This is a genomic window from Streptomyces spinoverrucosus (assembly GCF_015712165.1).
GTDB lineage: Bacteria > Actinomycetota > Actinomycetes > Streptomycetales > Streptomycetaceae > Streptomyces > Streptomyces spinoverrucosus_A.
Genome location: NZ_JADPZX010000001.1, coordinates 952,135 through 968,836 on the forward strand (window position 1 = coordinate 952,135; position 16,702 = coordinate 968,836).

Genomic DNA, 16,702 nt, shown 5'->3' on the forward strand with positions numbered 1-16,702 from the left:
GTGACGACGCACCGCCGAACGCAAGTCCCAGGCCGACCTCGCCGTCCTGGACTTCGTCAACGAGGCCGAGGACATACAGGACGCCTTCCGCCCGTACTTCGAGGAGGCGCACACCCTGCCCTCCGACCCGAACCTCCTCTACACGGCCCAGAGCCGCGTCATGTCCGCCCCGGTCATCTCGGAGCAAGACATGGACGAGTTCGTCGCCGCGTACATCGAGGCGGAGAAGAAGGCAGGCGGCTCCCAGTCCAAGTGGGAGAAGCTGCACGCTGAGCTGTACCGGCTCCTGTCCCCCGCTGTCACCCGCTTCACCGCCCTCCGAGAGCGAGGAGGAGGACGACGTCGAGACGGCCGAGGAGTTCCGGGCCAACCTCAACGACTACGTCCGCAAGTACGGCTTCCTCGCGCAGATCGTTCCGTATCAGGACGCCGAGTTGGAGCGCCTGTACCTCTACGGGCGCCACCTGCTCAACCGCCTCCCCCGCCTGGCGGACGGCGGAGTCGACATAGGCGAGGTGGATCTCAGCCACCTGCGCGTCGAGAAGACCGGTGAGCACGACGTGTCGCTCAGCCCCGAAGGACCCGCCGAACTCAAGGGCTTCGGCGACGAGGTGGGCGGTGCGAAGGACGCCGAGACGTCACTGCTGTCCGAGCTGGTCGATAAGTTCAACGTCAAGTTCGGCACGGAGTTCACCGAGGAGGACGTCCTCCCGGCCTTCAACGCCACCAAGGAGGACCCGAAGGTTCGGGCCGCCGCCCTCGTCAACGACGAGGAGAACTTCGGCATCGTCTTCGACAAGAAGTTCGAAGAGAACATGATGGATCACGTCTCCACGATCGACACCCTCGGCAAGCGCTACTTCGGCACCGACCGGGACTTCAAGTCCAACCTCGACCGCAGCGCCCGACGCGCGGCCTGGCGGATGATCCGCCGGGAGGAGGGGCTGGACGAGCTCTGACACCCTCGGGGCCCGGTGCGACGCGCGCACCGGGCCCCATCCGTACGTCCGCCGGTTCAGCGCCCGGCGGCCATCCGCACGAACCCGGCCCAAGCATCGACCCCGACAGCCAGCCGCTCCCCTTCTGGTCGCTTCGAGTCCCGGACGAGGACAACTTCGGGGGTCGTGGCAACCTCAACGCACTCCCCGCCCCCGCCACTGCTGTAACTGCTCTTGAACCAGGCCGACTCCGGCACGGTCGGCTCGGTGGGCTGAACGGTCATTTTTCTCCCAGTAGTTCCTCAATGAAGGCCAGCGACTCACAGGGAGTGAGCGCCTGTGACCGGAGAATGCCATACCGGGCCTCAAGCTCACGGACCTTTCCGGAGTCGGTGTACAGACGGCTGTCGTCCTGGACCTCGGTGTACGCGAGGCGTCGCCCATCGGCGTTGTCGATCAAGGTGAACGGGCCGCCCAGGCCTGCATGGTCCTCTCGGTCGGTCGGCATCACCTGAATCTCCACGTTGCGATTCTGTCCCACGAGTAAGATCTGCTCCGACTGCCCGCGAAGTGTTCCCCGTCCGCCGATGGGTTTACGCAACACAACTTCTTCGATGATGAAGCTCAGTAGCGGGGCCGGGCGACGCGTGAAGATGTCCTGTCGCATCAACCGTGCCGCCAGACGCTGCTCGATGACGTCGTCCTCCAGTAGCGGGCGCTGCATCTGGAAGACGGCCCGAGCGTAGTCCTCCGTCTGCAACAAGCCCGGCACAGCATGAGTGGCATAGACGCACAGGCCGACCGCACTCGCCTCCAGTCGAGCCATGTCCCTGAAGAAGGCCGGGTACTGAGCTCTCCCCATTTCCTCCTTCAGGGCCGTCAGCAATCCCCCTGCCCCCAGCACCTCATCCGCCTTGTCGATGAACCGAGGCTGCGGAATCCGCCTTCCCTGCTCGATGGACGCCACGGTGTCCGCCGAGTATCCGAGCCGCTTGCCGAACTCGGGACGTTCCAGCCCCGCCCTCAGCCGGAGCAACTTCAACTGCCGTCCGAAGGCCGTCACAACTCCCGTCCCCGGCTCATCCTCCGGCCTACGGCGTCCTTGCCCCTGGCTGGTTTCCTCTTCCCGCACGGTCACCCCTCGCGCCTCTCCCCGTACCGCCACGTACAGCACCCGCGCCCGCCCCGTACGAAAGATCGGCGTCAGCGCGTCACCGCTGGTCACGCTAGGCCACAGAACGCCACCGTGAGTACATGACCGCAACACAATCCCCCCTCACGGTGCACCAGTTCGCGATGCGCTTCAGCTCGACCCCGCGCGGCGCCCGCCTGGCCCGGCGCCTGTGCGGGCACCGCCTCGACGCCTGGGGCATCCCGTACGGCAGCGACGCGCACGATGTCGTCACACTCATCGCGTCGGAGCTGTGCGCCAACGCCGTACGGCATGGGCACGTCGCCGGCCGCGACTTCCACGTCCTCTTCGCCGCCGACCCGACCACCGGCACCGTACGGATCGAGGTCACCGACACCCGCGGTGAACGCCTACCCCACCTCCCCGTCACCACGCCTCCAGACGGCGACAGCGGACGCGGGCTGCTCCTCGTCGAGGCGCTGGCCGACCGCTGGGGCTCTTCACCCCGCGCCGAGGGCGGGCCCGGCAAGACCGTCTGGGCGGAGTGCACCGTTGTTCCCGCTTAACGACAGTGTTGCTTTCCGTCTGGCACCACACCTGACCTGCTTGTTTGCTTGTTGCAGTCCGCCGGGTTGCATTGATACTCATCGGCCATGCACCAATCGACGTACTCATCAGCGGGCTGGGAGTCCTGGGGGCTCGCGTTCAGGCCGGCGATCCCGGAGGGGATGCCGTTGCTGTTCGACGACGACCTCCTCTTCGAAGACAGCGACGGCGTCCGCCCGACCACCGTGATCAACTGCTGGGCCTGCGAGCTGCCAGCGAATGGATGCCCATCGCCGAACTCGTGGCCCTACTACGTGCGTACGGTGCGAGAGTGGCTGGAGTTCATATCAGGGCGCGGGGTCGTCCTTTTCGACACGCGGCGTCGCCTGAAGGCAGCATTGAGCGCGTACTCCGTGTATCGGGCCCAGGGCCCCATCAAGCACCGCTTCGAAGCGTCCACGTGGAACCAGAACATGGGGATCCTGGCCGGGTTCTACAAGTGGGCGAAGGACGAGGAGTACGCGGACTCCGAGCCGTTCACATACCGGCAGGCGGTCTGGGCTTTCAAGGGGCAAGTCCGTCGCGGGCGGGTCAACCAGTCGCGGCGGCGCCAGGCGAAGCCTCATGTGACGATCAAGTATCTCGACGACGACTTCACGGACATCTTCCTCAAGGCGTTGGCGGGGTTGGATCCTGACGGGGAGCGGGATCCGAGGTACCGGGGGCGGGAGTTGGCCCGGAACTCAGCGGTCGGCCGGTTGATCGTCTCCAGCGGTCTGCGAAGCCAGGAGTACACGTACCTGCTGGCCTGCGAAGTGCCACTGCTCCCCTCGCGACGGACTGCGGTGCCTGTGTCGTTCCCAGTCCCGTCCGGTATCACCAAGGGAAGCAAGTACCGCGAGTCGTGGATCGATTACGACTCGCTGGCTGAACTGCACTCCTACATCGCCCTCGACCGGGCAGCGGCGACGTTCGGATCGTCGTGGCGTCCGCCGGCCCGCTGGGGAGAGCCGCTGTTCGTGACTGACGCCGACGAGCGCGGCGGACGCGTTAACGGGGTCCGTGTGCGGTGGAGCTCACTCGGCCCTGCCGAGCGGCGGCGTCTGGTCGCCCCGGAGGGAGGCTCGATGCTGCTGTCGGTGTGGGGCCAGGGACGCCCCTTCACTGGATGGTCCACGGTCTTCGCCAGGACCTCCGACCGCATCCGCGAGCGATACGAGCCGCGCTTCCCGCATGTCAGCCCGCACCGGTTGCGTCACACCATGGCGATGGCGACCATGGCGCGACTGATGCGCGGCTGGTACGAGCAGGCCGCTCGGCAGGTCCGCGACACCGATGACGATGCCGCCCTGGCGCACTACCTGCGGACGCAGGAGCCGCTGCTGATTCTGCGCGATCTGCTCGGACATACCAGCTCGCTGACCACGGAATCGTACCTGCACCGCCTGGACGTACTGCGCCTGTTCACTTCCCTGTACCGGCGGGTCTGCAATAAGTACGGACTGCTGGACGAGGACGTCGAGCTGGAGCTCGGGACCGAGTTCGACGACGAGCCGGCGGTGCTCTGATGCCGGCCACCGTCACCCTGGACCCACTGGGTGTGCACTGCATCTTCAGCGACGGGTCGGAATACCGCCGTCGCCTGCGCGTGCTGCGGCCAGTGGAGCTCCCGGAGCTGGCGCGCACCCTGCTGGAGGGTGCTACGGATCTTGTACATCCGCACGGGCAAGTCGACAGCGCGGGCGGCTTCGACCTGTACCTCACGGCCGTCCGCGGCTTCACCGACTGGCTGGTCGAGTTCGGGTTCTCCGGCGGGGCTTGCGACCTGACGCGCGCGCTTCTCGCCCGGTACTGGCGGCAGGGGGTGCGGTCCTCCCAGGAGAGCGCGCTGCGGGCGATGTTGCGCTGCGCGGATGACCAGGATCAGATTCTGGCGCCGGATGTGCGCGCGTTCGTCGATGGCCGGCTGTTCAACACGGGCGAGCGGTACAGCTCGCACCAGCCGTACAGCGAGGCCGAATGGGCTCGGCTCATCCGTACCTGCCGGGTCGAGATCGATGGCGCCTATCGCGCGTTCTGCGCGGCCCGTGAGCAGGCTTCGTCGGCTGACGGGCCGGGGGCTTCGCTCCGTGAGCGCACTGCCCATCACTGGCTGGTGGTTCACAACGGGCCCGACGCGCTTGTCAAGGAGATGGCAGAGAGCGGCTCGTTCCCCTTCCGGCAGAGATACGGCGCCGGACTTCGCGCGGTGCTGGATCCGCTGATCCCGCCCCTGGACGTGATCATCGCCTATCAGCTGCTGTTCGGCGCCTACACCGGCATCGTGCCGGACGGGATCGCGGACCTGGGACTTACCGACATCGAGTGGGCGGGTGACGAGAAGATCTTCCTCAGCTACGTGAAGGGTCGCACGGCGGCGGAGAGCCTTGCTCTGTCACGTCAGGCCACTCGCCTTCTGGAACAGTGGCTCGATCACTCTGCGGTGGCCCGCCGATTCGCGCCCGAGGGGTTGCGTCCCGAGCTCTGGGTGCGTTTCACGCCGAGCGGCACGTGGGCGGGAGAACGATGGCTGGCCAAGCCGGCCACCCGGCTGTCCGTAGTCCGCTGGCCTTGTTCGCTCCCCGCCATCTGCCGAACCTGCTGCGGCTACGGGCGTTCTTCTCCCGCCAGTGGCAGCAGATGACCACCGCCGAGTTCATCCCCGTCTTCGGCCCGTACGCCCACCGTCTCGACGAGATCCTGACTCCCGGCCGGTACTTCTCCGAGCACGCGCTGCGGGCAGCTGCTGTCGAGGTCACCGGCTCCGATGTGGAGCTTCCACTGCGACCTGAGGAGCACACCGTATGACCACCCTGCCCCGGCCCACGGGCCTCGCGGCTGCCTTTCCGCGTTCTGTGTTTCGGGGTGAGGACGTGTGCGCTGCGGCAGGTCTGCCGGTCTGCGGCGCGGGCCCGCGTCCTTGCTTCGATGACGCGGTCTGGGACTTCACCGGTGTCATCGGGCTGCCGCGGTACCTTGCGCGGTACGCGCGGATCTTGTCCTTCAACGAGATCCTCAATCCCCAGTGGAGGGAACTCGCAAAGGAGTTCATCTTCGCCCGGCTCGCACCGGACCACCACGCTGTGCGGGAACTTGCCCACGCCTACCGCACACCCGTGCAGATAGCCACGGTGCACGGGCGGCTGACCGTGCTCACCGGCTGGCTCAACTGGCTCACCGAACAGGGCGTCGACCGTCTCGGGGAGGTAACCCAGCAGCACTGCGCCGCCTACCTGGAACTTCGCAAAAAGGTACGGGACAAGCACGGCGTCGTGATCCGCGACAGCAGTCCCGGCTACCGCATGGACGTCGTGGCGGTTATCCAGGAATTGGGCTACTACACCGAATTGTTCTCCACCGGCGGCTACGTGCCGGGCTTCCGTCCATGGGGGCGACGCACGGCGTACTCGGTTGCCGGGATGGTCCGTAGGACGGGCAACACAACGCCACCGCTGAGCAACGACGTGTTCCAGCCGCTCGTGTCGGCGGCCCTGTACGTGGTGGAGGTACTGGCGCCGCACGTCGTGGGACTCCAGCAACAGCTGCGGGAGATGACGCCGAACCGGCCGGGCCGCAACAGCGGGCGTCCGAGCTGGAAGGTCGAGGTCGTCCGGGCCATCGACGGCCACATCCGGGAGGGCGACCCGTTCGATGTCGCCCTCGATCACGTCGTAGCCGAGCGGCTGGCGGACGGCTGGGATCCGGACGATCCGCTGCTGCGGGTGAACCTGATCTCCCTCGCCCACGAGACCGGACGGCGTGCCTTCCACTACACGTGGCTGCCCACACTGCGCGGCCACCTGGAGAAGGCCGTCAGGGAAGTCGGCCTGTCCAAACGCTGGGGCCGGGCGGCCGCCCTGGTCGAACGCGCGGACGGCCGGGGCAGTGTCCCCTGGACTTTGCCGATGAACACCACCGAGGCCCGGCTGCAGCTCTCCCGGGCCCGCACAGCCTGCCTCATCGCGCTCGCCGCACTGACCGGAATGCGCAAGAGCGAACTGGCCGAGCTGACCCACGACTGCCGCCTGCCTCCCGAACAGCTCGGCGAGGGCCGCGTCCGCTACCGCCTGAAGGGCAAGGTCATCAAGGGCCGGAAGCTGGGTGGTGAACACGATCAGTGGGTGACCATCAAGCAGGCGTACGACACCGCCGGCGTGGCCGCCTCGCTCGCCGATCCGGTGAAGAACGACGGTCACCTGTTCAAGTCGCTCTCCTTCTTCACCCCGTACGAATGGTTCCTGACCTGGGTCAATGGCCCAGACGGCCGTCGCCTTGGGCTGGCTCCGATCCCCGAGGTGCCGGTCAGTCTGCGGATGCTACGCAGAACCCTCGCGGTGGAAATGGCGCACCGGCCCGGTGGTCTGCTGGCCGCCAAGATCCATCTCAAGCACATCTCGGTGGTCATGACCGAGGGCTACGCGGACCGCCCCGGTGGGGCCCAGTCGGTGCTGATGGCCGAGTTCGGCCAAGAGGAGCGCGAGCATAAGATGCGCGTCGCCCTCGACGCATTCCACGACTACCAGAATGGTATCCGGCCCTCGGGGCCTGGTGCCGGAGATCTCCTGGACTTCTTCGCGTTCGTCGACGAGCAGCTGGATTTCTCTGGGGCGCCAAACGTCAAGCGCAGCGACCAGGAGGTGACGAATCTCCTCGCCAAGCGGGCCAAGTCTCTGCATCTGGGGCCGGCGAACTATTGCTGGTTCCTCGATCCGTCCAAGGCGCTGTGCCTCAAGCTCGCAGGGGCCCGCGCCTGCGGGGCGACAGAGCCTTTGATCAGCATGTGCGATTCCGCGCGGTGCCCCCAGGCCACCCACCATGCCGGGCACCGCCCGGTATGGGCGGCCAGCGTCGAGAGTAAGAAGGTCTTCATCGCCACCATCGGACGCGCACAGCGGACGGAGAAGACGCGCCTGAGTGCGGAACTCGCCCGCGATGAACGGGTGCTGGCCGAGATCGACGCCCACTGCGGAACGGGGGCCTGACATGGCCCGCATCAGCGACGAGACCCGGCGGAACAACGAGAGGGCCATTCGGCAGGTCATGGAACAGCTCCTGGCCGGTGACGTTCCCCCGGGCGGCAAGTGCGACATCAAGACCCTCGCGACCCAGGCCGGGGTCGCCCGCACCGGCTTCTATCCCAAGAGGAACCGCGACGGCTCACCGCGGCCCGGTCCGTACCAGCACCTGGCCGAGGAGTTCGAGCGCCGCCTGGCAGCACTGCGCGAGGCCGGCGCCATGACCGACCCACGAGCCGCCCAGGTCGAACGCCTCAAGAGTCAGGTAGTCGGGTTGAAGGACCGGCTCGCCGGGCGGCAGGAGCAACTTGCCGAGCTCGGTGAGTTCAAGCAGCGAGCGCTGTCCCAGATCGCCGCGCAGCAGATGGAGATTCAACGGCTTCGGGAGGCCCTGGCCGCACCGTCGAATCTGCGGGCACTTCCCCGGGCTCAAAGAGGATCTGCCCCCTACGGGTCATGTAGCTGAACTCCGGGCCGTATGCGCGGATCCCGGTCATTGCGATGGGCCATCTGCCAGGTGTGCCGGGACCGCGGTCAGGGCAGCACACCGCTCTCAGTCAGGACTCGGTGCAGGTCCGCAGTGGCCGGTGCACCCTCGGTCGTGCCGTCGGCATGGCGGTAGAGCCGACAGGACAGGCCCGCTTGGAGTTCCTCCGCTGCGAACGGGTCGGCTCCGTCCAGCAGGAGGGTGGGCGAGCCCGACATCCCTAGCCTGACAGCCTCGTCCGCGTCACGGACCTCGACCCATTCCACCGGCACGGCCCGGCCCTGGAGAGCCTCGGTGATGCGCTCGCGGATGAGCGGGGCGTTCGGGCAGTCGGGCACGGTCAGCACCGTAAGGCGCGACGCCTCAGTCTCGGAGCGGTTCATGGCGGACCCCTTCCTGACCTGGCTCTTCCTGATGTGTGGACGGTAAACCTTCCAGTGCGCTGGAAGGTCAAGGGCTAGCCTGGAGGTATGCGCATCGGTGACCTTGCTGCCGTCAGCGGGGTGACGGCGAAGACCCTCCGGTTCTACGAGCAGGCCGGGCTGCTGCCCGCCCCGCCCCGCACCGCGGGCGGCTATCGCGACTACCCGCAGCAGACGGTGCAGCGGCTTGCGTTCATCCGTGACGCCCAAGGCGCGGGGCTGAGCCTGGCCGAGATCCGCTCCGTGCTCGCTCTGCGTGATGCCGGCGCCTCTCCCTGCGCCCATGTCACGGCACTCGTCGCGGCGCACCTTGAGGACATCGACCGGCGCCTGGCCGAGCTGCGCGCCACCAGGGCGGTGCTGCGGGGGCTTGCGGAGCGGGCCGCCGCGACCGATCCGGCCGGCTGCACCGACGTCGAGGTGTGCCGCATCCTCACCGGGGCGGGCAGCGCGGTTGGTGAGCGTCCTCACTGAACCGTCGGGCCGGGCCCGCCTAGCGTGAGGGCTCCCGGGACATACCGGTCCCGTTCAGGTAGAGGAGCAGGCCATGCTGCGTGCGGTGTGGAACGGAACGGTGATCGCGGAGGCTCCGCGCACGGTGATCGTCGAGGGCAACCACTACTTCCCGCCCGAGTCGCTGCACCGGCAGTACCTCACGCCGAGCAGGACCAGGTCGCTGTGCTTCTGGAAGGGAGTAGCCCGCTACTACAGCCTCGAGGTCGACGGGCTGACGAATCCGGATGCCGCCTGGTACTACCCCAAGCCCAGCCCTCTGGCCCGGAAGATCAAGAACCATGTGGCGTTCTGGCAGGGCGTACGGGTCGAGGGCACGCCGGAGGCGTCGGCAGACGGCGGGCAGTGACCGAGGCGGGTCAGGTGCCGGAGGGCGACGACGGCCTGAAGGGCGGCGGCCGGGCGCAGCAGGACGGGTCGGGGCCGCTCGGGCATGGCGCCGCGGCGCAGTGCGAGGCCGGTGACGGTGACGACGGGCAGCGCCCAGGCGGCGATGGCCGCCGCCCGTACTGCGGCGCTGGGTTCGTGGCGCAGGGTGAGCCATGTCCAGAACGCGGCGTCGGCGAAGGTGTCGGCGTAGTCGCCGAAGGGAGAGGCCGTGCCCTGATGACGGGCAAGGCGCCCGTCGGCGAGATCGAGGCCGACCGCCAGGACGCCGGAGGCGCGGCCGGTTCCGCCGGGCAGGGCGGGGAGGTTGGCGCGCAGCAGCGTCAGGACGTCTGCGGTGGTCAGGTGGGTGCGGTGCTCCAGCAGCCCCAGGTGCGAGGCGGCGAGGACCCAGCTGGCGGCCACCCAGCGCCGCCCTGGCCGCCTGCCCCGCGCCATCCGGTACAGGACGCCGTGCAGGGCGGTGAGCTCGGCCAACGCTCGGGGGCGGCGGGCGGCCTGGAGCAGCGACCGGTGTGCGGCCTGGCCGAGGAAGCTCACGACGGCGGCCGGAGAGAGGTTGTCCCCGCGCAGACCGGCCAGCAGCGCGTTCGTCGCGGCACGACTGCCGGCCATCTCGGAAACAGGCTCCACGTTCCTTGGTCCTCCACCACGACGGCTATGGCGATCAGGGTAGGGGCCGACGCGCCGGGAGAACGGTGAGCGCGCTCACTGATCTGCGTGCATGCCCGGCCTAGCGTCGTTAGGTGAGACGGGGACAGACACGCGTGGAGAGGTCGGGCAATGGCGTGGATCGGTGCTCTGGGAGCGGTGACCGTAGCGGGCGTAGGCGCGGCGGCCGGGTATCTGGGGCTGGTGACCGGGGCACTGCCCCTGGATGTGGGAGTCGGGCGGCGCACACGGCCGCTGGGACCGCAAACCGTCGACATCGCGGCGCCGCGTGAGGTGGTGCTCGACGTCATCGCCCAGCCGTATCTGGGCAGGGCCACCCGAGCGATGCGCGAGAAGGTCACGGTGCTGGAACAGGGCAGCGACATGGTGCTCGCCGCCCATCGCACCCCGGTCGCGGGCGGACGGCTGACGGCGACGACGGTGGAGACGGTGCGGTTCACCCGCCCAGAAAGGGTCGACTTCCGCCTGGTGCGCGGGCCCGTCCCGGCGGTCACCGAATCCTTCACCCTCACCGAGCGCGAGTCCGGTACGCGGCTGGTCTACGAGGGCGAGCTCGCCACGGATCTGTGGCGGGCCGGACAGTGGTGGGGCGGCCTGGTCGCCCCCCGGTGGGAAGCGACCGTCGCGGCCTCCCTGGGCACGGTCCGGCAAGAGGCAGAGCGGCGCTCGACTCTGAGGTGAGCGGCTCGCCAGTACCGCACGGCGGGCTGACGGACGCGGTGGAGTGCGGGCGGCGTATCTGTTCGCACCGAGAGGGAAGGCGGCGATGAGACATGGTGACGCGGCCGAGCGGGCCGGCCCGGCGGGCCGGGACGCAGCATGAGTTGAGGCCGGCGCCGGGCGGCGCGCCGGCGCCTGAGGGGCTGGCCGCCTCCCGCGGTGCCCGGGGTCCGGTGCGGGTGCGTGATCGAGTGGGCGACTGGCTGACCAGGGCGCTCACGCGGGCGGTGTTCTGCTGGCTGCCTCCTCCCCACCGTTGACCCGCCGGGCGCGGGGTCGGCCGCCCCGCTGTGGTGCGTCCGTGCTGGGCGGTCAGTCGCCATGGCCGAGGTCGGCCAGGGCGTCTTCCACGGTGCGGTGGAAGGTGGGGTAGGCGAACATCATGTGGCGCAGCCGCTCGACGGGAATCTCGCTCTGCACGGCGAGGGCCAGGCCGTAGAGGACTTCACCACCCGCCGGGCCGGCGGAGGTGGCCCCGACCAGGACGCCGCGGTCGATGTCCTCGACGAGTTTGACCAGGCCCTGGTTGCCGGCCTTGTGGATCCAGCCGCGTGCCGAGGACGGCACCCGCGCGGTGCCTGTCCGTACGCGCAGGCCCTGCTCGCGGGCGGCGTGCTCGGTCAGGCCCACGGAGCCGACCTCGGGGTCGGTGAAGGTGACGCGGGGCAGGGCCTGGGAGTCGGCGTCCGGTCCGGGCCGGCCGGGGATGTCGCGGACAGCGATCTCGGCCTGGTACATCGCCACATGGGTGAACAGTCCTCGGCCGGTGACGTCGCCGACACCCCACACGCCCTGTGCGGCTCGCATCTGCCCGTCCACGGCCAGGGCGCGGGCGTGGGGGTCGAGGCCGATGGTCTCCAGGCCGAGCCCGGCCAGCTGGGGTCGGCGTCCGGTGGCCACCAGCAGGTGCTGCCCGGCGATCTCCTCCCTGTTTTCCAGGGTGAGCCGGAAGGCGTGAATCGACGTGCCGGACTCCGGTGGCGCGTGCTCCGGTGCGTACGGTGACGCCTTCCTCAGCCAGTACCTCGGCCAGCAGCGCACCGGCTTCGGGTTCTTCTGCGGGCAGCAGCCGCTGCATCGCCTCCACGACGGTCACCGCGGTGCCGAAGCGGGCGAACGCCTGCGCCAGCTCCACGCCGATCGCGCCGCCGCCGAGCAACAGGTTGACCGGGCTGAGGAGGATGGCGAGGTGGCTGGTGGGGTGCCAGGCGAGGACCGGCTCGAACAGATACGGCGCGCGGACCTGAAGCAGTTGTCCGGGGGCGGTCCGGAACACGGGTGCGCCGGTGAAGTGGCCGGAGGCCGAAACGGCGAGGTCCCCGATGGAGAACAGGTACACCAGCAGGGTCAGGCTCGCGGCGATCAGCCCGGTCCTGCGGTTGCGGCGTACAGCGAGGGCGGCACGCACCCGCCCTGGCGTGGTCCTGATCGCGACAACGGTGGCGTCCCAGGCGTCACCCGTCCTGGCGAGCAAGGTGAGCAGCCTGCTCATGTCCGCACCTGGCCGCCCGGGTAGAACGCGTACCAGGCGAACCACATCGAGTCGAGGAAGTCCGCCGGCTCCCACCCTTCCGATGTCTTCTGGACGACGTGGACGGTGCCGAGACGGTCGTCCCAGCGGGCCTCCACCCGCGTGCCGCCTACCTCGGCGCGCACGGTCCGGTGCGTGCGGACGAGGTCCTTGTCGATGGCCAGGCGCTCCTTGCCGACGCGGACGCCGATGACGACGTCCTTGTCGGCGAGCCGGTCGCTGGTGGCGAGGACGGGGAAGATCGGCCGGCCCTTGGCGTAGTAGCCGCCGCGGTCCGGGTAGGAGTCGTAGGAGCCGTACGGGTCGCTGCCGTAACTGCGCAGCGCCCCGGTGTCCGTGGACAGCACCTTGGTGTCGGGGTGCGCGGTTCGCCACTGCTTCCACGTGGTCCACACCAGCGGGACGGTGTCCAGCTTCGTGCCCTTGAGCGGGCCGCTGACCGCCTGCCCGAGCAGCTGGGGCCACTCGGAGCCGGTCTGCCGGTCGTACATCAGCAGGTTGGAGTTGACGAGCTTGCCGGTGGTGCCGAACGTCAGGTCCTGGACGCCGGGCGGGGCGGAGAAGGCGATGACTGTGCCGGTCAGCGGGCAGTAGGTGACCGCGAGGGGCTCGCCGCCGACGGTGTCGTTGACGATCTCGTGCCACACCAGCACCAGCTGCGGGTACGCCCTCACCTCACCTTGGTACTCCAGGCCGAAGACCGGATCGTCGTCGTCGAGGAAGCCGGCCTTGCTCGCAGGGATGAACCGGGGCTTGTCGATGGAGGGGATGCCGTCCTTGCCGGGCCCGCCGGACACGGCGGCTCCGGCGAGCGCCTCCAGTGACGGGTCCTGGCCCGGCTGTACGGCCGTCACCGGGTCGGAGGGCCCGTCTGAGGCCAGTTTCCCGCCGAGGATTGCCCCGCCCGCGAGCACCAGGCTGGTGGCGCAGACCACGGCCCCGCCCTTGAGTATCTGTCGCCGCGACAGGCGAGGGGGTTTCCGATCGTTCTGGCCGGTCACGTGGCACCTCCCGAACCCGATGGGATTCGTACTGCCGATCGTGCCCTGTGTCGGGCGGCGCTTCGGTGAGCGCGCTTACAGTTCTCGCCCTCCGTGGCGGCCTACGGTCGGATCATGGTGCTGCGGATCGTGCTCGGGACGGTGTACACGGCGATGGCGATCGGCCAGCTCGCCTCCTTCGGGCACATGCCCGGGATTCTGGCCGCGTACGGGCTGGTGGACGGCGCCGCCGCGACCGCGCTGGCCGTGGCACTGATCGCGGGCGAGCTGGTGGCCGGCGTCTGGTTCCTGGCCCGCCCGCGGTCGAAGGCCCTGGCGCCGGTGTGGGTGTACACGGGTGTATCGGTGGTGTGGACGGTGCTGGCCGTGCAGGCGTACGCGCGGGGCCTGGCGGTGGACAACTGCGGCTGCTTCGGCCTCTACCTCACGCAGCGGCTGAGCTGGTTCGTGCTGCTGCAGGACGCCCTGACGCTGCTCTACGCGGGCATCCTGATCCGCTCCGCCCACCGGTCGCCCGCCCCGCTGCCCTCCCACGAAGGGGAGGAGGCGAGAGGTGATGTCCGCATCCCGTGAACGGTCCGGTCCCCGCGGCCTCGCGGCAATCGTGGGTGCCGGCCTGCTGATGGTGGTGTGCTGCGCGGGCCCGCTGCTCGTGGCCGGTGGAGCACTCGGCGCCGTCGGAGGTGCCATGGCCAACTGGTGGCTGATCACCGTCGGTGCGGTCGTGCTGCTCGCCGGCGCCGGCTATGCCCTGCGCTGCCGAGCGCGTCGTCGCCGGGGCGCCGGGCCGGAGGAGTGCTGCACGACCGTCCCCGCAGGTCCCCAGCCACACGAAGAAGCCGATCCGGACGGCGACGTCCGCTGAACCAATCCCCCAGGGAAGAGGGAGTTCTACGATGACGCAGACACCGGCGCCGAGGCGCAAGGCGGACCGGGACGAGGTGTTCGTGGAGTTCACCAAGTCCATCTGTCCGCTGTGCAAGACACCCATCGACGCGCAGGTCAACATCCGCGCGGACAAGGTGTACCTGCGCAAACGCTGCCGCGACCACGGCGAGTTCGAGGCGCTGGTGTACGGGGACGCGGAGGAGTACCTGTCCTCGGCGCGCTTCAACAAGCCCGGCACGATCCCCCTGACGTTCCAGACCGAGGTGAAGGACGGCTGCCCGCTCGACTGCGGCCTGTGCCCGGAGCACAAGCAGCACGCCTGCCTGGGCATCATCGAGGTCAACACCGGCTGCAACCTGGACTGCCCGATCTGCTTCGCCGACTCCGGGCACCAGAGCGACGGCTACTCCATCACCCATGAGCAGTGCGAGCGGATGCTCGACGCCTTCGTCGCCTCCGAGGGCGAGGCGGAGGTGGTGATGTTCTCCGGAGGCGAGCCCACCATCCACAAGCACATCCTCGACTTCATCGACCTCGCCCAGGCCCGGCCGATCAAGAACGTCAACCTCAACACCAACGGCATCCGCCTGGCCACCGACAAGAACTTCGTCGCCGAAATCGGCAAACGCAACCAGGTGCCGGGCCACTCGGTGAACGTCTATCTCCAGTTCGACGGCTTCGACGAGCGCACCCATCTGGAGATCCGGGGCCGGGACCTGCGCACGTTCAAGCAACGGGCCCTGGACAACTGCGCGCAAGTCGGGCTGACCGTCACCCTCGTCGCGGCCATCGAGCGGGGCCTGAACGAGCACGAGCTCGGGGCGATCATCGAGTACGGCATCGACCACCCAGCCGTACGGTCCGTCGCCTTCCAGCCGGTCACCCACTCCGGCCGGCACGTGGAGTTCGACCCGCTGAACCGGCTCACCAACCCGGACGTCATCCGGCTGATCAACGAACAACGGCCCGACTGGTTCCAGAAGGGCGACTTCTTCCCCGTACCGTGCTGCTTCCCCACCTGCCGCTCCATCACCTACCTCCTGGTGGACGGCGAACCGGGCAACCGCACCGTCGTGCCCATCCCGCGGCTGCTGAACGTGGAGGACTACCTCGACTACGTCACCAACCGCGTCATGCCCGACGCCGGCATCCGCGAGGCCCTGGAGAAACTGTGGTCGGCCTCCGCGTTCATGGGGACCGAGACGACCGAGGACAAGCTCCGTGCGACCGCCGAGGCCCTGGACTGCGCGGACGCCTGCGGCATCGACCTGCCCGAGACCGTCAAGCAGCTGAACGACAAGGCGTTCATGATCGTCGTGCAGGACTTCCAGGACCCCTACACCCTCAACGTCAAGCAGCTGATGAAGTGCTGCGTCGAGGAGATCACCCCCGACGGACGCCTGATCCCCTTCTGCGCGTACAACTCCGTCGGCTACCGCGAACAGGTCCGCGAGCAGATGTCCGGTGTCCCCGTCGCCCCGGTCGCCCCGAACGCGCTGCCCCTCGCGGGCCGGCTGACGACGACCCCGTACGGCTCGAAGACCACCCGCACCCAGAGCGAGGAGCGCCGGCCGTGAACCACGAGGAGATCAAGTCCTGCTGCGCGGACGCGTACTCCAAGGACATCGTCGCGCTACTGCTCGGGGACTCCTACCACCCCGGCGGCATCGCCCTGACCCGCCGCCTCGCCGACCGGCTCGCGCTCACTCCCGGCGGGCGGGTCCTCGACGTCGCCTCGGGCCGCGGCACCACCGCGCTCCTGCTCGCCGGCGCTTACGGGGTGCGAGCGGACGGCATCGACTACGCGCCCGCCAACACCGCCCTCGCCCAGGGAGCCGCCGAAGCCGCAGGGCTGGCCGACCGGGCCGCCTTCACCACCGGCGACGCCGAGCACCTGCCCTACGACAACGAGGTCTTCGACGCGGTGGTGTCCGAGTGCGCGCTGTGCACCTTCCCCGACAAGCCCAGGGCCGCAGCCGAAGTCGCCCGCGTCCTGAAACCCGGCGGACGCCTCGGCATCACCGACGTCACCGCCGACACCGACCGCCTCCCGCCCGAACTGCGCGGGCTGACCGCCCGCATCGCCTGCATCGCCGACGCCCGCCCGCTCGACGACTACGCCAAGGTCCTCGCCGCTGCCGGGCTGCGCACCCTCACCACTGAACGCCACGACGAGGCGATGATCCGCATGATCGACCAGGTCCAGGCCCGCCTGGACCTGCTCCGCATCACCGCCCCGGCCCGGCTCGCCGACGCCGGCGTCGACCTGACCGCGGCCCCGGGCATCCTGGACGCGGCCCGCGCCGCCGTCACCGACGGCGTACTCGGCTACGCCCTGCTGACCGCCGTGAAGTCAGCACCCTGACGTACCCGGCGATCTACCGCCGGGTACGTAAGCGCCCTCACATACC

Annotated in this window: 19 protein-coding genes and 2 pseudogenes; 14 read left to right on the forward strand and 7 right to left on the reverse strand. The window is 69.1% G+C overall.

Going from position 1 to position 16,702, the window contains the following annotated elements; translation table 11 throughout:
* Positions 1-7 precede the first annotated feature (7 nt).
* Positions 8-959 (forward strand): annotated as a pseudogene (locus I2W78_RS04380) (type I restriction endonuclease subunit R); the annotation flags it as partial.
* A gap of 56 nt (positions 960-1,015) precedes the next feature.
* Here the strand turns inward: I2W78_RS04380 and I2W78_RS04385 are convergent.
* Both I2W78_RS04385 and I2W78_RS04390 read right to left on the reverse strand, forming a co-directional pair.
* Complete coding sequence (locus I2W78_RS04385; protein ID WP_196457125.1) at positions 1,016-1,222, reverse strand: DUF397 domain-containing protein; 207 nt, start codon at positions 1,220-1,222, stop codon at positions 1,016-1,018.
* Positions 1,219-2,076, reverse strand: coding sequence for a helix-turn-helix domain-containing protein (locus I2W78_RS04390; protein WP_374222716.1), 858 nt, complete (start codon positions 2,074-2,076; stop codon positions 1,219-1,221). The genes I2W78_RS04385 and I2W78_RS04390 overlap by 4 nt, the downstream gene beginning before the upstream one ends.
* A 116-nt stretch (positions 2,077-2,192) precedes the next feature.
* On the opposite strand from I2W78_RS04390, the gene I2W78_RS04395 reads away from it, so the two are divergent.
* The 6 genes from I2W78_RS04395 to I2W78_RS04415 all read left to right on the forward strand — a co-directional run bounded on the left by I2W78_RS04395 (position 2,193) and on the right by I2W78_RS04415 (position 8,136).
* Positions 2,193-2,636, forward strand: a complete 444-nt coding sequence (locus I2W78_RS04395; RefSeq protein WP_230885320.1) for an ATP-binding protein — start codon at positions 2,193-2,195, stop codon at positions 2,634-2,636.
* A 162-nt stretch (positions 2,637-2,798) separates the two neighbouring features.
* Positions 2,799-4,184 carry a site-specific integrase gene (locus tag I2W78_RS04400; RefSeq protein ID WP_196464409.1) on the forward strand — a complete coding sequence of 462 codons (1,386 nt, stop codon included), beginning with the start codon at positions 2,799-2,801 and terminating at the stop codon, positions 4,182-4,184.
* A complete protein-coding gene (locus tag I2W78_RS04405) occupies positions 4,184-5,299 on the forward strand; it encodes a hypothetical protein (RefSeq protein WP_230885322.1) in 1,116 nt (371 codons plus the stop codon). Before I2W78_RS04400 ends, I2W78_RS04405 begins: the two co-directional genes overlap by 1 nt.
* Entirely contained in the window at positions 5,296-5,463 is a 168-nt protein-coding gene (locus I2W78_RS40115) for a hypothetical protein (RefSeq protein WP_230885323.1), read from the forward strand. The genes I2W78_RS04405 and I2W78_RS40115 overlap by 4 nt, the downstream gene beginning before the upstream one ends.
* The gene (locus tag I2W78_RS04410; protein ID WP_196457127.1) at positions 5,460-7,637 is read left to right on the forward strand and encodes a site-specific integrase; all 2,178 of its coding nucleotides are present in this window, start codon (positions 5,460-5,462) and stop codon (positions 7,635-7,637) included. The genes I2W78_RS40115 and I2W78_RS04410 overlap by 4 nt, the downstream gene beginning before the upstream one ends.
* Position 7,638: 1 nt before the next feature.
* The gene (locus I2W78_RS04415) at positions 7,639-8,136 is read left to right on the forward strand and encodes a hypothetical protein (protein WP_196457129.1); all 498 of its coding nucleotides are present in this window, start codon (positions 7,639-7,641) and stop codon (positions 8,134-8,136) included.
* A 68-nt stretch (positions 8,137-8,204) separates the two neighbouring features.
* Here the strand turns inward: I2W78_RS04415 and I2W78_RS04420 are convergent, their stop codons facing one another.
* The gene (locus I2W78_RS04420) at positions 8,205-8,540 is read right to left on the reverse strand and encodes a thioredoxin family protein (protein WP_196457131.1); all 336 of its coding nucleotides are present in this window, start codon (positions 8,538-8,540) and stop codon (positions 8,205-8,207) included.
* An 87-nt stretch (positions 8,541-8,627) separates the two neighbouring features.
* On the opposite strand from I2W78_RS04420, the gene I2W78_RS04425 reads away from it, so the two are divergent.
* Positions 8,628-9,053 carry a heavy metal-responsive transcriptional regulator gene (locus I2W78_RS04425; protein ID WP_196457133.1) on the forward strand — a complete coding sequence of 142 codons (426 nt, stop codon included), beginning with the start codon at positions 8,628-8,630 and terminating at the stop codon, positions 9,051-9,053.
* Between the two features lie 73 nt (positions 9,054-9,126).
* Positions 9,127-9,441: a DUF427 domain-containing protein gene (locus I2W78_RS04430; protein WP_196457135.1), complete on the forward strand. Its 315-nt coding sequence runs from the start codon at positions 9,127-9,129 to the stop codon at positions 9,439-9,441.
* Here the strand turns inward: I2W78_RS04430 and I2W78_RS04435 are convergent.
* A complete protein-coding gene (locus I2W78_RS04435; RefSeq protein ID WP_196457137.1) occupies positions 9,333-10,112 on the reverse strand; it encodes a CDP-alcohol phosphatidyltransferase family protein in 780 nt (259 codons plus the stop codon). The two genes, I2W78_RS04430 and I2W78_RS04435, sit on opposite strands and share 109 nt — an antisense overlap.
* A gap of 150 nt (positions 10,113-10,262) precedes the next feature.
* Here I2W78_RS04435 and I2W78_RS04440 point away from each other — a divergent pair, with 150 nt between their 5' ends.
* Complete coding sequence (locus tag I2W78_RS04440; RefSeq protein ID WP_196457139.1) at positions 10,263-10,832, forward strand: SRPBCC family protein; 570 nt, start codon at positions 10,263-10,265, stop codon at positions 10,830-10,832.
* A 351-nt stretch (positions 10,833-11,183) separates the two neighbouring features.
* Here I2W78_RS04440 and I2W78_RS40120 read toward each other — a convergent pair whose 3' ends face one another.
* The 3 genes and pseudogenes from I2W78_RS40120 to I2W78_RS04450 all read right to left on the reverse strand — a co-directional run bounded on the left by I2W78_RS40120 (position 11,184) and on the right by I2W78_RS04450 (position 13,403).
* Complete coding sequence (locus I2W78_RS40120; protein WP_307783592.1) at positions 11,184-11,771, reverse strand: hypothetical protein; 588 nt, start codon at positions 11,769-11,771, stop codon at positions 11,184-11,186.
* A gap of 115 nt (positions 11,772-11,886) precedes the next feature.
* Positions 11,887-12,363 (reverse strand): annotated as a pseudogene (locus I2W78_RS40125) (NAD-binding protein); the annotation flags it as partial.
* Complete coding sequence (locus I2W78_RS04450) at positions 12,360-13,403, reverse strand: DUF3179 domain-containing protein (RefSeq protein WP_307783593.1); 1,044 nt, start codon at positions 13,401-13,403, stop codon at positions 12,360-12,362. The pseudogene I2W78_RS40125 and the gene I2W78_RS04450, both read right to left, overlap by 4 nt.
* A 114-nt stretch (positions 13,404-13,517) precedes the next feature.
* Between I2W78_RS04450 and I2W78_RS04455 the strand changes: the two genes are divergently transcribed.
* The 4 genes from I2W78_RS04455 to I2W78_RS04470 are packed head-to-tail and all read left to right on the forward strand — an operon-like array spanning position 13,518 to position 16,656.
* Positions 13,518-13,976, forward strand: a complete 459-nt coding sequence (locus I2W78_RS04455; protein ID WP_196457141.1) for a MauE/DoxX family redox-associated membrane protein — start codon at positions 13,518-13,520, stop codon at positions 13,974-13,976.
* Positions 13,960-14,268: a hypothetical protein gene (locus tag I2W78_RS04460; protein ID WP_196457143.1), complete on the forward strand. Its 309-nt coding sequence runs from the start codon at positions 13,960-13,962 to the stop codon at positions 14,266-14,268. Before I2W78_RS04455 ends, I2W78_RS04460 begins: the two co-directional genes overlap by 17 nt.
* Positions 14,269-14,299: 31 nt before the next feature.
* A complete protein-coding gene (locus I2W78_RS04465; RefSeq protein ID WP_196457145.1) occupies positions 14,300-15,868 on the forward strand; it encodes a radical SAM protein in 1,569 nt (522 codons plus the stop codon).
* The gene (locus I2W78_RS04470) at positions 15,865-16,656 is read left to right on the forward strand and encodes a class I SAM-dependent methyltransferase (protein WP_196457146.1); all 792 of its coding nucleotides are present in this window, start codon (positions 15,865-15,867) and stop codon (positions 16,654-16,656) included. Before I2W78_RS04465 ends, I2W78_RS04470 begins: the two co-directional genes overlap by 4 nt.
* The last annotated feature ends 46 nt before the right edge of the window (positions 16,657-16,702 follow it).